This window comes from Roseococcus thiosulfatophilus, from assembly GCF_017311575.1.
In the GTDB taxonomy this organism is placed as follows: Bacteria; Pseudomonadota; Alphaproteobacteria; order Acetobacterales; family Acetobacteraceae; genus Roseococcus; species Roseococcus thiosulfatophilus.
The window spans coordinates 19,607-34,051 of sequence record NZ_JAFFQY010000064.1; the positions used below are offsets into that span (position 1 = coordinate 19,607).

The 14,445-nt window shown below is 70.8% G+C and carries 11 protein-coding genes; 6 read left to right on the plus strand and 5 right to left on the minus strand.

Features of this window, described 5'->3' with window-relative positions; genetic code table 11:
- Window positions 1–8 precede the first annotated feature (8 nt).
- Genes JTN19_RS19205 through JTN19_RS19220 form a run of 4 tightly spaced genes read left to right on the plus strand, consistent with a single transcriptional unit; the run spans window position 9 to window position 4,666 of the window.
- Window positions 9–1,442, plus strand: coding sequence for an amidohydrolase family protein (locus JTN19_RS19205; protein WP_206935994.1), 1,434 nt, complete (start codon window positions 9–11; stop codon window positions 1,440–1,442).
- The gene (locus JTN19_RS19210; protein ID WP_206935996.1) at window positions 1,442–2,431 is read left to right on the plus strand and encodes an ABC transporter ATP-binding protein; all 990 of its coding nucleotides are present in this window, start codon (window positions 1,442–1,444) and stop codon (window positions 2,429–2,431) included. The genes JTN19_RS19205 and JTN19_RS19210 overlap by 1 nt, the downstream gene beginning before the upstream one ends.
- Window positions 2,428–3,474, plus strand: a complete 1,047-nt coding sequence (locus tag JTN19_RS19215) for an ABC transporter ATP-binding protein (protein WP_206935999.1) — start codon at window positions 2,428–2,430, stop codon at window positions 3,472–3,474. Before JTN19_RS19210 ends, JTN19_RS19215 begins: the two co-directional genes overlap by 4 nt.
- Before the next feature lie 19 nt (window positions 3,475–3,493).
- On the plus strand, window positions 3,494–4,666 hold the full coding sequence (locus tag JTN19_RS19220) for an iron-containing alcohol dehydrogenase (protein ID WP_206936001.1): 1,173 nt from the start codon (window positions 3,494–3,496) through the stop codon (window positions 4,664–4,666).
- A gap of 10 nt (window positions 4,667–4,676) precedes the next feature.
- Here the strand turns inward: JTN19_RS19220 and JTN19_RS20285 are convergent, their stop codons facing one another.
- Window positions 4,677–5,786 carry an EAL domain-containing protein gene (locus JTN19_RS20285; protein ID WP_206936003.1) on the minus strand — a complete coding sequence of 370 codons (1,110 nt, stop codon included), beginning with the start codon at window positions 5,784–5,786 and terminating at the stop codon, window positions 4,677–4,679.
- Between the two features lie 111 nt (window positions 5,787–5,897).
- Window positions 5,898–8,480, minus strand: a complete 2,583-nt coding sequence (secD, locus tag JTN19_RS19230) for a protein translocase subunit SecD (RefSeq protein ID WP_206936004.1) — start codon at window positions 8,478–8,480, stop codon at window positions 5,898–5,900.
- 91 nt (window positions 8,481–8,571) lie between these two features.
- Here secD and JTN19_RS19235 point away from each other — a divergent pair, with 91 nt between their 5' ends.
- Window positions 8,572–9,507 carry a Gfo/Idh/MocA family protein gene (locus JTN19_RS19235; protein WP_206936006.1) on the plus strand — a complete coding sequence of 312 codons (936 nt, stop codon included), beginning with the start codon at window positions 8,572–8,574 and terminating at the stop codon, window positions 9,505–9,507.
- 119 nt (window positions 9,508–9,626) lie between these two features.
- Window positions 9,627–10,913, plus strand: a complete 1,287-nt coding sequence (locus JTN19_RS19240) for an HlyC/CorC family transporter (RefSeq protein WP_206936008.1) — start codon at window positions 9,627–9,629, stop codon at window positions 10,911–10,913.
- On the opposite strand, the gene JTN19_RS19245 is transcribed toward JTN19_RS19240, so the two are convergent.
- The 3 genes from JTN19_RS19245 to JTN19_RS19255 form a co-directional block, all read right to left on the minus strand.
- Window positions 10,910–11,599, minus strand: a complete 690-nt coding sequence (locus tag JTN19_RS19245) for a lysophospholipid acyltransferase family protein (RefSeq protein ID WP_206936010.1) — start codon at window positions 11,597–11,599, stop codon at window positions 10,910–10,912. The two genes, JTN19_RS19240 and JTN19_RS19245, sit on opposite strands and share 4 nt — an antisense overlap.
- 2 nt (window positions 11,600–11,601) lie before the next feature.
- Window positions 11,602–13,494 carry a potassium transporter Kup gene (locus JTN19_RS19250; RefSeq protein ID WP_206936012.1) on the minus strand — a complete coding sequence of 631 codons (1,893 nt, stop codon included), beginning with the start codon at window positions 13,492–13,494 and terminating at the stop codon, window positions 11,602–11,604.
- A 101-nt stretch (window positions 13,495–13,595) separates the two neighbouring features.
- Window positions 13,596–14,402, minus strand: coding sequence for an amino acid ABC transporter ATP-binding protein (locus tag JTN19_RS19255; RefSeq protein WP_206936014.1), 807 nt, complete (start codon window positions 14,400–14,402; stop codon window positions 13,596–13,598).
- Between the last annotated feature and the right edge of the window lie 43 nt (window positions 14,403–14,445).

Below are 14,445 nucleotides of genomic sequence, written 5' to 3' on the forward strand. Positions count from 1 at the left end.
GCACCACCATGGCCACCACGCTGATCAAGGGCGCCGAACTCATCGTCGCCTGGGATGCCTCGGAAAAGCGGCATGTCTACATGCCGGATGCGGACCTCGCCTTCGAAGGAGGGGTGATCCGCTTCGTCGGCCGGGGCTATGACGGCGTGGCGGACAAGGTGGTGGACGGGGCGGGCATGCTGGTCATGCCCGGCCTCGTGAACATCCACTCGCACCCGACCAGCGAGCCGATGAACAAGGGGCTGCTCGACGAGATCGGCAGCCCCGGCCTCTACAACTCCTCGCTCTACGAGTTCATGCCCATCTTCCGCAGCGATGCCGAAGCCGTGCCCGACTGCGTGCGCGTGGCGCTGAGCGAGTTGCTGCTCTCCGGCGTCACCACGCTGTGCGACCTGTCCATGGCGCATCCGGGCTGGCTCGATTTGCTGGCGGAAGCCGGCATGCGCGTCTGCATCGCGCCCATGTTCAAGTCGGCGCGGTGGTTCACCAAGAACGGCCATGTCGTCGAATATGAGTGGGACGAGAAGGCCGGCGAGAAGGCGATGGAAGAGGCCTTTTCCCTGATTCAGCGCGCGGAGCAGCACTCTTCCGGCCGCCTCTTCGGCATGGCGTGTCCCGCGCAGATTGATACCTGCACGCCCGAATTGCTGCGCGACAGCCGCGCCGAGGCGCGCGCCCGCGGCATCTCCTGGCAGATCCACGCCGCGCAGTCGGTGGTGGAGTTCCACGAGATCACGCGCCGCCACGGCTTCACGCCCATCCAGTGGCTGCACGAGATGGGGCTGCTCGACCAGCAATCCATCATCGGCCACGGCATCTTCCTGGATGACCACCCGAGCACGCCCTGGCACACCGACCGCGACCTCTCGATCCTGGCCGAGACGGGCACCACGGTGGCCCACTGCCCGACCGTCTTCGCGCGGCGCGGCATCACCATGAAGGATTTCGGGCGTTATCACCGCCGCGGCGTGAACCTGGGCGTGGGCACCGACACCTACCCGCACAACATGCTGGATGAGCTGCGCCTCGTGGCCTATCTCGCCCGCACCCAGGCGACCGACCCGCGCACCACCACCACCAACGACATCTTCAACGCCGCCACCATCGGCGGCGCCCGCGCGCTGGGCCGCGACGATATCGGCCGCCTCGCGGTCGGTGCCCGCGCCGACATCGTGCTGGTGGACGCGACCCATCCGCGCATGCAGCCGCGCCACGACCCCGTGCGCAGCCTGATCTACGCCGCCGGCGACCGCGCGGTGAAGGACGTCTTCGTGGATGGCGAGAAGGTGGTGGAGAATGGCGAGGTCCTGACCATGGATTTCCGCCAGGCCGCCGCCCACCTGGCCGAGGCGCAGAAGCGCATCACCGCCAAGGCCACCCAGCAGGACTGGGCGCACCGGCCGGTGGACAAGATCGCCCCCCCCACCTTCAAGTGGCTGTGATGTCCGAACCCCTGCTCCGCATCGAGGGCCTTCGCACGGTCTTCCGCACCTCGGGCGGCGACGTGCCGGCGGTGGATGGCGTGTCACTCGAAGTCCATCGCGGCAAGACCCTCGGCATCGTGGGGGAGAGCGGCTGCGGGAAATCCGTGCTCTCGCTCTCGGTCATGCGGCTGGTGGCGCATCCGGGGCGCATCGCGGCGGGGCGGGTGATGCTGGGCCAGCGTGACCTCGCCTCGCTCTCCATGGCCGAGATGCGCCAGGTGCGCGGCCGCGACATCGCGATGATCTTCCAGGAGCCGATGACCTCGCTGAACCCCGTGCACAGCGTGGGCTTCCAGATCACCGAGGCCATCCGCGCCCACGACCCGCGCGCGAGCAATGCCGAACTGCGCAACCGCGGCATCGAGGCCCTGAAGCGCGTGCGCATCCCCTCGCCGGAGCGGCGCTTCGACGAATACCCGCACCAGCTCTCGGGCGGCATGCGCCAGCGCGTGATGATCGCGATGGCGCTGGCCTGCTCGCCCAAGCTGCTCATCGCGGACGAGCCCACCACGGCGCTGGACGTGACGGTGCAGGCGCAGATCCTGGACCTGCTGCGCGAACTCCAGGCCGAGACGGGCATGGCCATCATCCTCATCACGCACGACCTCGGCGTGATTGCCGAGATGACCGATGAGGTGGCGGTGATGTATTCGGGCAAGGTGGTGGAACGCACCAACGCCCGCGCGCTGTTCGAGGACCCGCAGCACCCCTACACGCTGGGCCTTCTCGGCAGCATCCCGCGCCTGGATGAGGACCGCGAGAACCTGCTGGCCATCCGCGGCACCGTGCCGCCGCCCTTCAACCTGCCGCCGGGCTGCCGCTTCAATCCGCGCTGCCCCTTCGCCATCGATTCCTGCCGCGCGGAAATCCCGCCGCTGCGGTCCATCATCCCCGGCCATGAGGTGGCGTGCATCCGGGCCCCTGTGGAAGCGAGTGTCGCGGCATGAGTGTGTTGCTGGAAGTCGAGAACCTCGCCAAGCACTACCCCGTCCGCAAGGGCGCCATCCTGGCCCGTCAGGTGGGGCTGGTGCGCGCGGTGGACGGCGTCTCCTTCACGCTGAACCGCGGCGAGACGCTGGCCCTGGTGGGCGAGAGCGGCTGTGGCAAGTCCACCACCGCGCGCCTGGTGCTGCGCCTCATCGAGCCCACCACGGGGGCCGTGAAGTTCAAGGGCACCGACATCACCACGCTGGACGGCGCCACGCTCAAGGGCTTCCGCCGCAACGCGCAGATCGTGTTCCAGGACCCCTACGCCTCGCTCAACCCGCGCTACACGGTGGGGCAGACCATCTCCGAGCCCATGGAGGTCCACAACATCGGCGACGCCGCCTCGCGCCGCGCGCGGGTCGAGGAATTGCTGAAGCTGGTGGGCCTCGCCCCCTATCACGCCCAGCGCTACGGGCATGAGTTCAGCGGCGGGCAGCGCCAGCGCATCGGCATCGCGCGCGCCCTGGCCGTCGAGCCTGATCTTGTGGTGTGCGACGAGCCGGTCTCCGCGCTCGACGTCTCCATCCAGGCGCAGGTGGTGAACCTGCTGCGCGACCTGCAGCGGCGCCTCGGGCTGGCCTACCTCTTCATCGCGCATGACCTCGCGGTGGTGAAGCACGTGGCCGACCGGATCGCGGTGATGTATCTCGGCCGCATCGTGGAGATCGGCGAGAAGCGCGCGCTGTTCTCCAACCCGCGCCACCCCTACACGCGGGCGCTGCTGGCCGCGATCCCGCACCCGGACCCCTCGCGCAAGGGCCGCGTGACGCCGCTCGGCGGCGACGTGCCGAGCCCCATGAACATCCCGCCCGGCTGCCGCTTCCACACGCGCTGCCCCTACGCCCAGGACATCTGCCGCCAGCAGGACCCGGTGCTGAAGGATGGCGTGGCCTGCCACCTGGCGGACCAGTTGCCGCCGGCGGGGGTGGACTTCGCCGGCGGCCTGGCCCCCAATGCGGCCAAGCGGCTTGCCCTCTACGCGGAGGCGGCCGCGCGGTCGTAACGCGCGCAAGAGGAAACGCATGGTCCAGGCGATCGTGGCCCCCCGTCAGGTGCTGGTGGGGGCGGGAAGCATCGCAAGGCTGGGGGCGCTGCTCGGCCAGTTCGGCTTCTCCCGCCCGCTGGTGGTGACGGACCCATGGATGGTCTCCTCCGGCACCATCGAGAAATGCCTGGCGCCGCTGCGCGCGGCGGGCATCACCCCCGTGGTCTTCCACGAGACGGTGCCCGACCCGACCGACACGGTCATCGAAGCCGGCGTCGCCGCCCTGCGCGCAGGCGATTTCGACGTGCTGCTGGGCTTCGGCGGCGGCAGCCCGATGGACACGGCCAAGGCCATGGCCATCCTCGCCGCGGCACCCGCGGGTGCCAAGATGCGCGACTTCAAGGTGCCGGTGGCCGCCGATCGCGGCGCGCTGCCCGTCATCTGCGTGCCCACCACGGCCGGCACGGGCAGCGAGGCCACGCGCTTCACCGTCATCACCGACACCGAGACCGATGAGAAGATGCTCATCGCGGGCCTCGGCGCCCTGCCGCTGGCCGCCGTGGTGGATCACGACCTCACCTTCACCCTGCCGCGCCGCATCACGGCCGATACGGGCATCGACAGCCTGACCCATGCGCTGGAGGCCTTCGTCAGCCAGCGCGCCAACCCCGTCTCGGACATGTATGCGCGCGAGGCGATGCGCCTCATCAGCCCCAACCTGCGCCCCGTCTATGCCGATGGCGGCAACGCCGCGGCGCGCGAGGCCATGATGCTGGGGGCGACGCTCGCGGGGCTGGCCTTCTCCAACGCCTCGGTCGCCCTGGTGCATGGCATGTCGCGGCCCATCGGCGCGCATTTCCATGTGCCGCATGGCCTCTCCAACGCCATGCTGCTGCCGGCGGTGACGCGCTTCAGCCTGGACGCCGCCCTGCCGCGCTATGCCGAGGCGGCGCGCTGCATGGGCTGCGCGGCCGCGGGCGACGCCGACCAGGTGGCCGGCGCCAAGCTGCTGGAGGAACTCCGCGCCCTGAACGCGGAGCTGGAGGTGCCCACGCCCGCCGCCTGGGGCATCGCGGAAGATCGCTGGAACGGGCTGCTGCCCACCATGGCGGCGCAGGCCCTGGCCTCGGGCAGCCCGGGCAACAACCCGCGCGTGCCGCAGGCCGAGCAGATCATGGCGCTCTATGCGGAGGCCTACCGAGGCGGTTAGCCCGCCGGCCTTATCCCGCTTGGGACGCCCGCCAGCGGTCCACCCAGGCGGGCAGGGCGGCGAGCGGCAGCGGGCGGGCCAGCCAGAAGCCCTGCGCCCGCTCCACCCCCAGGTTTCGCAGCGAACGCCAGATGGCGGCGGTGGAGACCCCCTCCGCCGTCATGCTCAGCCCCTGGCGCGCCAGCCGCCGCACCTGCTGCCGCGCGCGGGCGGAGGTGGCGAGGCTCTGCACGAATTCCTTGTCGAGCTTCACGCCGGAGAAGGGCAGGCGCAGCAGCCGCCGCCGCCGGTCATCCATCTCGAAATCATCGATCAGCACCTGGTGGCCGCGCGCGCGCAGCCGCCGCACGGAGCGGCCCAGGCGGGAGAAGTCGCGCACCGGCGAGGTCTCGGTCAGCTCGATGGCCAGGCGGTGGCGCGGCATCCGGGCCGCGCGCAGCTGGTCCGCGATCCAGGAGAGGGTGTCGCGCTTCTCCAGCTCATCCACCGGCAGGTTGACCGAGACGGCGAGGCCCGCGGGGGCGCCGTTGCGCATCAGGTCGCTCGCCGCGATGCGGGCCACGGCCGCGGCCAGGCGCCGCGCCAGCCCCGCGCGTTCCAGGGCGGGCACGAAGCTGCCGGGTCCGAGCGCCACCGGGTCGCCGCGCCAGCGCGCCAGGGCCTCGACCATGACAAGGCGGCGGTCGCGCACGCGTACGATGGGCTGGTAGCGCAGCAGCAGCCCGTCATCCCCATCGAGCCGCCGCGCCATGCCCGCGAGGCCGCCGCCACGCGGCGTGGGCGGCGCGGGGGGGCCGCCCGTCAGCGCCGCGCGGATGCGCGATTCGAGCTCCTCGGGCGGGGCATGGGCGGGCAGGGGCAGGATGGTGGCGCCGGGCGAGGCCTCGGCCAGGGCGTCGAGCAGGGTGGAGTCCACCCCCGTCATGCTCTCCTGCAGGAAGAGGTGCGCGAAGCCGCCCATCCCCTCCAGCACCGCACCCAGCAGCGCGGCATGCCCGGTGAGCACGATGGGCGGCTCCACCCCGGCCAGGGAGGCGGCGGCCCGGACGGCCTCGACAAGCCGGGGGTCCCGCGCGACGACGGCGATGCGGGCGGCCGGGGCCCCTTCGGCGGAATCCACCGCGGACCGGGATGTCTCGATCTGGGGCAAAGGCACCTGGCAATGCGAACAGTGCAGTAGCCTATACGCCGCGCCGCGCCGTCTCAATGCCTGCACGGGGCGCGACGGGCATTACGACGTGGCAACCTCCTTCTTTTCCGCCACGCCCTCCGCCGCCAGCCCCGGCCGCAGCCGCTTCGCCCCGGTGTAGAGCACGATGGGGGCCGCGATGAAGATGGAGGAGGAGGTGCAGAGCAGCACGCCGAACAGCATCACCCAGGCGAATCCCGCCAGCGTGGCACCCCCGAACAGCGCCAGCGGCAGCACGGCCAGCGCCAGCGTCATGGAGGTGCCGATGGTGCGGTTCAGCGTCTCGTTGATGGAGAGGTCCACCACGTCGCGCAGCGGCATCACCTTGTAGCGGCGGAGGTTCTCGCGCATCCGGTCATAGACCACGACCTTGTCGTTCACCGAGAAGCCGATGATGGTCAGGATGGCCGCGATGGTGGTCAGGTTGAACTCGATCTGGAACAGCACCATGAAGCCCACGGCCTTGGTGGTGTCCAGGATCAGCGTGATGAGGGCGGCGAAGCCGAACTCCCATTCGAAGCGCACCCAGATATAGACCATCATGGCCAGCAGCGAGAGGCCGAGCGCGATGAGCCCGCCCTGGAACAGCTCGGCCGAGATGCGGTTGCCCACCGCCTCCACGCGCAGCACGCGCAGGCCCTCCTGCGCGCCTTCGAGCGCGGCGCGGACGCGGTTCACGATGGCCTGGGTCTGCGCCTCGTCCGGCGGCGCGGGCACGCGGGCCAGCACCGTGTTCTCGTCGCCGAAGCGCTGCAGGCCGACATCGCCGGTCTCGAGCCCGGCCACGGCGGCGCGCATCGCGGGCAGGTTGGCGGGCTCCGGCGTGCGGACCTCCATGATGATGCCGCCCTGGAAGTCGATGCCGCGCTCCAGCCCCGGGTAGAAGGCGCCGATGACCGAGGCGGTGGACAGCATGCCCGAGACGATGAGGCCCGCCACCGCGCCCTTCATGAAGGGGATCCGCGTCACGTCCGGCACGATGCGGAAGAGCGGGCGGCGCAGGCGTTCGACCAGCCCGGCACCGGGCTTCTCGATCACCGGCAATTCCTTGGGCCGGCGCCAGCGATACCACCAGACGGTGAAGAGGCGCACCAGCACGGTCGCCGTCCACATCTGCGCGATGGTGCCGATGGCCACCGTCACCGCGAAGCCGCGCACCGGGCCCGAGCCGAAGCCGTAGAGGAAGCCCATGGCGATGAGGTTGGTCAGGTTGGCGTCGAGGATGGTGCCGGAGGCCTTGGTATAGCCCGTCTCCAGCGCCGAGAGGGGGGAGCGTCCGTTCTTCACCTCCTCCCGGATTCGCTCGTTGATCAGGATGTTGGCGTCGAGCGCCGTGCCCAGCGTCAGCACGATGCCCGCGATGCCGGGCAGGGTGAGCGTGGCCTCCAGCAGCGACATCGCCGCGATCAGCAGCAGGATGTTGATGCCGAGCGCGATGTTCGCGATCCAGCCGAACAACCCATAGGCGAAGCCCATGTAGAGGAAGACGAAGAGAAAGCCCGCGGCCAGGCTGATGAGGCCCGCGCGGATCGCGTCCTCGCCCAGCTCGGGGCCCACGGTGCGTTCCTCCACCACCGTCAGCGGCGCGGGCAGGGCGCCGGCGCGCAGCAGCACGGCGAGGTCATTGGCGGTGCGCACGGTGAAGCTGCCGCTGATCTGCCCGCGGCCGCCCGTGATGGGTTCGCGGATCACGGGGGCGGTGATGACGCGGTCATCCAGCACGATGGCGAAGGGCCGGCCCACATTGGCGCGGGTGATGTCGGCGAAGCGGCGGGTGCCGATCGAATCGAAGCTGAAATTCACCACCCATTCGCCGGTGCGGCTGTCCTGGGCGGCGCGGGCGTCGTTCAGGTTCGCGCCATCCACCTCGACACGGCGGCGCACGGCGAAGCGCTCGCCCGTCTGCTCGCCGGTGAGGAACATCACGCCGGGGGGGGCGGTGACGGCCTGGAGGTTCGCCGTCTCGTCCAGCAGATGGAAGGTCATGCGGGCGGTACGGCCCAGCAGGTCCTTGATGCGCTGGGGGTCTTCCACGCCGGGCAGCTGGACCAGGATGCGGTTGGCGCCCTGGCGGGCGATCAGCGCCTCGGCCACGCCGGTCTCGTCAATGCGGCGGCGGACGATCTCGATGGATTGCTCGACCGCGTTGGTCGCCTTGGCGCGCAGCCCGGCCTCGGTGATGGTGGCGGTGATGGTGCCATCCGGGCCGGCGGCCACCTCCATGTCCGGCTGCTGGTTGCCGGCGCTGACGGTGACGGGATTGGCCAGCTCCCGGATGATGCGAAGGGCCGTGTCGCGCTGGGCGGGGTCGGTGATTCGCAGCTGCACCCGGCGCTGCTCGGGCTGGGCGGTCAGGCCGGTGTAGGAGATTCGCGGGGTGGCCTGGCCCAGGCCCCGGCGCGTGCCCTCGACCACCGCCTCCAGCCGCTCACGCAGCAGGACGGAGGTGTCCACCTCCAGCAGCAGGTAGGAACCGCCGCGCAGGTCAAGGCCCAGGTTCACCTGGCGCATGGGGAACCATTCGGGCGCGGAGGCGCGCGGGAAGAGGTTGGGCAGGCTCAGCAGCAGCGCCGCCAGGCACACGCTCAGAATGGAAAACGTCTTCCAACGCGAAAAATACATCATGTGACCGAAGAGCCCCGTCTACGCGGCGGGAACATGACGAGGGGGAGGGGGGGATGCAAGTGCGCCCCGCTCAGGCTAGGCATGACGCAACATGTCCTTACGCATCGGCGTCCTCGGCGCGGGCTATTTCGGCCGCTTCCATGCCCTCAAGCTGGCGCGGGCCCCCGGCGCCACCCTGGTGGGGCTGCATGACGCGGACCCGGCGCGCGCCGCCCAGGTGGCGGGGGAGGCCGGCTGCCCCACCCTGGGCGCCCAGGAACTGATCGCGGCCTGCGACGCGGTGGTGATCGCGACCCCCACCCGCTTCCACGCCCCGCTGGCCACAAGCGCCCTGGAGGCCGGGCGCCATGTCTTCGTGGAAAAGCCCATCGCCGCCACCACGGCGGAGGCCGATGCGCTGGTGGCCCTGGCCGCGGCACGGGGCCGGGTGCTGATGGTGGGGCATATCGAGCGCCATTCGGCCGCCATTCGCACGCTGCGCACCTCGCTCTCCGGCCGGCGCCTGCAGGCCATCGAGGCGGTGCGCGTCGCCCCCTTCCGGCCGCGCAGCCTGGATGTCTCGGTCGTGCTGGACCTGATGATCCATGACCTGGACCTGATTCTCTCCCTGGTGCCGGCCCCGCTGGCCGAGGTCCGCGCCGTGGGCGGCCGGGTGGCGAGCGACCACCCGGACTGGGCCGTGGCCCAGCTTCGCTTCGCCGACGGCACCCAGGCCCAGGTGACGGCGAGCCGCGTGGCCGTCAGCCTCGAACGCCGCCTGCGCGCCATGGGGCCGGAGGGCGAGCTGCGCGTGGATTTCCTGGCCCGCAGCCTGGAAGCCCTGGCCCCGGGCGGGGCGGTGCCGGTGGAACACATGCCCGGCTGGGGCCTGGACCGCCATTCCTGGACCGACCATGACAGCCTGGAGGCCCAGCACGCGGCCTTCATCGCCGCCATCCAGGGCGGCGGCGCCCATGAGGCCGATGGCGCGGCCGGCCGCGCGGCGCTGGATGCGGCGTTGCGGGTCGAAGCCAGCCTCGCGGGCTAGCGCACGGATCATATTGGGTGCGGGATTCAGCGTTGCCGGTGATTCCACCTCAACGCATCCCGCATCAGCCGCTACCATCGGCCTGACACCGCGCCCACCGCGCGCCGCGAGAGGATGAAATGGACTTCGGAAGCCTGGTCACCCTGGGACTGATCGTCCTGCTGCTGATGGCCTCCGCGCTGTTCTCCGGCACCGAGACGGCCTTCACGGCCGCGAGCCGCGCCTTCGTGCTGCGCCGCGCCCGCGAGGGCGACCGCCGCGCCACCCGTCTCTCCGGCCTGACGGAGCGCAAGGAGCAGGTGGTGGCCGCCATCCTGGTCGGCAACAACCTGGTGAACACCACGGCCACCGCGCTCGCCTCCGCCCTGCTCATCGCCTGGTTCGGGGAGGGGGGCGTGGTCTACGCTTCGCTCGCCATGACGGCGCTGCTGGTCATCTTCTCGGAGGTGCTGCCCAAGACGGTCGCGCTGCGGGGGCCCGACAACGCGGCGCTGCGCCTGACCCCGCTGCTGGCGGTCGTCATGACGCTGCTGGGGCCGGTGGCGGCGGGGGTGAACGCCATCGTGCGCGCCACGCTCGGCCTCTTCGGCGCCAAGCCTCCCGCCACCGACAATCCGGGCATCACGGAAGACGAGCTGCTGGGCGCGATCGAACTGCACGGCATGGGCCACAAGGGCGAGGCCGACCTGGCCGCCATGGAGGAGCGCCGCATGCTGCGCGGCGTGCTCGCGCTGGACGACATGGTGGTGCGCGACGTGATGACCCACCGCTCACGCGTGGTGGCGCTGGACGCGGACCGCCCGGCGGCCGACCTCGTGGCCCTGATGCTCGAACAGCCCCACCAGCGCCTGCCGCTGTGGCGCCGCAACGGCGAGGACCTGCTGGGCATCATCAGCCCGCGCGACGTCCTGCGGGCGCTGACCGCGGCGGGCGGGGATGCGGCGCGCCTCGACCTCGCCGCCATCGCGACGCCGCCCATGGTGGTGAGCGAGGGGCGGCCCCTGCGCGCCCAGCTCCAGGATTTCCGGCGCACGCCGCACCGCCTGGCCATCGTCGTGGACGAGTACGGCACGCTGAAGGGCATCGTCACGCTCGAGGATATTCTCGAGGTGGTGGTGGGCCAGATCGCGGAGCGCGGCGAGCCCATCCTCTCCGACCTCGCGGCCAGCGGCACGCTCGAGATCCGGGGCGATGTGCGCCTGCGCGACCTCAACCGCGAACTGGGCTGGAACCTGCCGGAGAACGAGGCCGCGACCCTGGCCGGCTTCGTCGTGGCCCGGCACCGCGGCATCCCGCCCGTGGGGCAGGAGCTGATGCTGGATGGCTATGGCATCCGCATCCTGGAACGGCGCGGGCTGCGGCTGGACCGGCTCTCGGTCCGCCCGCCGGAAGCCCCGGCGGGTTAAAGCCGCGCCTGCTCGGCCGCCAGGCAGGCGGCCAGGCGCGGCATCAGCTCGGCCGCGGGCAGGGGCGGCAGCACGCGGATCGTGATGGTGCCCGGGCGCTTGAGGAAGGCGCGCCTGCCCCACACCCGCCCGCTGTTGGTGGCCACGGGGATCACCGGCAGGCCCGTCGCCTTGGCCAGGGCCTGGATGCCGGGCTGCAGCGGCAGGGTCTCGTTCGGACGCGCGCGGGTGCCCTCGGGGAAGATCACGATCTGCCGGCCGAGGCTCGTGGCCTCCTTCGCCTCGCGCAGCATGCCGCGCATGGCGGTGGCGCCGCCCTTGCGGTCCACGCTGATCATTCCCGCGCGGCGGGCGTGCCAGCCATAGACCGGGATGCGGAGAAGCTCGCGCTTCAGGACATAGACGGCCTCCGGCACCAGGGTGAACCAGATGATCGTGTCGAAGGCCGATTCGTGACGGGAGGCGATGAGGGCGGGGCCGGATGCGGGCAGGTGCTCGCGCCCCTCCACCACGATCCGCACGCCACAGATGCCGCGCAGCAGGGCCACGACGCCCCGCGCCCAGACGCGCATGGCACCCCGCACCACCACGGACGGGGCGGCCAGCAGCGGCAGGGCGGCCAGCGACATCAGTGCCGTGAAGCCGAAGAAGGCGATGTTGAACACCAGCGAACGCAGCAGGACCATGGTCAGATCGCGACCCTGACGCCCAGCTCCACCACGCGGTCGGACGGGATGCGGAAGAATTCCGTGGCGGGCACGGCGTTGCGGCTCATCAGCGTGAACAGCCATTGCCGCCAGCCGGACAGGCGCGGCACGGCGGCCGCCACGATGGTCTCGCGGCCCAGGAAATAGCTTGTCTGCATGGGCTCGAAGGGGATGCCCAGCTCGCGCAGGGATTCGAGTTCGCGCGGGATGTTGGGGCTCTCCTGGAAGCCGTAGTGCAGGCTGACGCGGTGGATGCCGGGGGCCAGTTCCTCCACCTCGCGCCGGCGCTCGGGCCCGACATGGGGGATGCTCTCATTGGTCACGGTCACGAACAGGACATTCTCGTGCAGCACCTTGTTGTGCTTGAGGTTGTGCAGCAGGGCGCCGGGCAGGTACTCGGCCTGGCTGGTCATGAAGACCGCGATGCCCGGCACGCGCAAGGTGCGCGACTGCGGCAGCCTGGCGATGAAGGAGCGCAGCGGCAGCCCATCCTGCCGGAAGCGGGCGAAGAGCAGGTCCCGCCCGCGCTGCCAGGTGGTCATCAGCAGGAAGAGCGCGGTGCCCAGGAGCACGGGGAAGTAGCCCCCATCGGGCACCTTCAGCAGGTTGGCCGCGAAGAAGGTGGCATCAATCAGCAGGAAGGCGCTGAACACCGGAAGCGCGATCCAGAGGGGCCACCGGAAATGCTTCCAGAAGACGATGATGGCCAGGAGGCTGGTGCAGACGAAGGTCCCCGTGACCGCGATGCCATAGGCCGCCGCCAGCGCGTCGGAGGAGCGGAAGGTGACGACCAGCAGCAGCACGCCCACCAGCAGCAGGAAGTTCACCTGGGGCAGGTAGATCTGCCCCTCCTCGGTGGCGGAGGTGTGCCGCACCTCCAGCCGCGGCAGCAGCCCCATCTGCACGCATTGCCGCGCGACCGAGAAGGCGCCCGAGATCATCGCCTGGCTCGCGATGATGGTGGCCAGCGTGGCCAGCAGCACCAGCGGCAAGCGCAGGATTTCGGGCGCCAGCAGGAAGAAGGGGTTGGCGATGGCGGAAGGGTCGGCCAGCAGCAGCGCCCCCTGGCCGAAGTAGTTGATCAGCAGTGACGGCAGCACGATGAACAGCCAGGCGAAGCGGATGGGCCTGGCGCCGAAATGGCCCATGTCGGCATAGAGCGCCTCGCCCCCCGTCACCGCCAGCACGACGGCGCCCAGCGCGATGAAGCTCGCCAGCGGGTGGTCCAGCAGGAAATGCCAGGCATGGGCGGGCGAGGTGGCGACCAGCACGGCCGGGTTCTGCACCACCTGAACAAGGCCCAGCACCGCCAGCACCGCGAACCACAGCGCCGTCACGGGCCCGAAGATGCGCCCCATGGACCCCGTGCCGCGCGACTGCGCGAGGAACAGCCCGATCAGCACCGCGATGGCGAGCGGGATGACCGCGGGCTCCATGGCGGGCGACACCACCTGCAGCCCCTCGATGGCCGAGAGCACGGAGATGGCCGGCGTCACCATGCCGTCGCTGAAGAAGAGGCTGGCGCCGGCGATGCCCACCAGCACCGCCACCCGCCGCAGCCGCGACCCCTCGGGCAGCGCCCGCAGCGCGAGCGCGGTCAGCGAGATGATGCCGCCCTCGCCGCGATTGTCCGCCCGCAGGATGAAGCCGACGTATTTGACGGTGACGACCAGGATCAGCGACCAGAAGATCAGGCTGAGGATGCCCAGCACATCGGCCGCGATCACCCCCCCGCCCGAGAGCAGCAGCAGCGAGGCCCGCATGGCGTAGAGCGGGCTGGTTCCGATATCGCCATAGACGATGCCCAGCACGGCCAGCACCGAGGCGGCGGTGAGTGCGCCCCGGGCATGGCCATGGGCGTGTGCGGGCGTCATCGGGTCAGTCTCTCCGGGGCGGTGCGGCGCGCGGTGTGAACCCGTCCTCGGCCCGGATCAAACCTGAACGCCGCATGGCAGCCCCGCAAGGCCCTTATGCGTCAATGCCCGCGCAGGATCTGGCCGAGGAAGGTCTGCAGGCGCTCGGTGCGGGGGTTGCTGAAGCAATCGGAGGGCGGGCCCTGTTCCACCACCTCGCCGCGGTCCATGAACACCACGCGGTCGGCCACCTGGCGGGCGAAGCCCATCTCGTGCGTCACGCAGATCATGGTCATGCCCGTCTCGGCCAGCATGACCATGGTGTCCAGCACCTCCTTGATCATCTCGGGATCGAGCGCGGAGGTCGGCTCGTCGAACAGCATGATCTTGGGGCGCATGCACAGCGCGCGCGCGATGGCCACGCGCTGCTGCTGCCCGCCCGAGAGCTGGCCCGGATACTTGTGCGCCTGTTCGGGGATGCGGACGCGGGTGAGGAACTCCATCGCCAGCTCCTCGGCCTCCTTGCGGGGCATCTTGCGGACCCAGATGGGGGCGAGGGTGCAGTTCTCGAGGATGGTGAGGTGCGGGAACAGGTTGAAGCTCTGGAACACCATGCCGACCTCGCGGCGGATGGCGTCGAGGCTCCGCAGGTCACCGGACAGCTCGATGCCATCCACGACGATCCGGCCCTTCTGGTGCTCCTCCAGGCGGTTGATGCAGCGGATCAGGGTGGACTTGCCTGAGCCCGAGGGGCCGCAGACCACGACCCGCTCCCCGGTGGCCACCTCCAGGTGGATGTCGCGCAGCACGTGCAGAGACCCGAACCATTTGTTGACGCCGGAAAGCAGGATGGCCGGCGGCGCATCCGCCTGCACGGAGGAGGCGATGGTGGGGGCCGCCGCCGGGGCGGTGGCGATGGAGGCGGACATGCGGCAGCGAACTCCCGAACGAGGATGAGGAAGCGAAACCCTG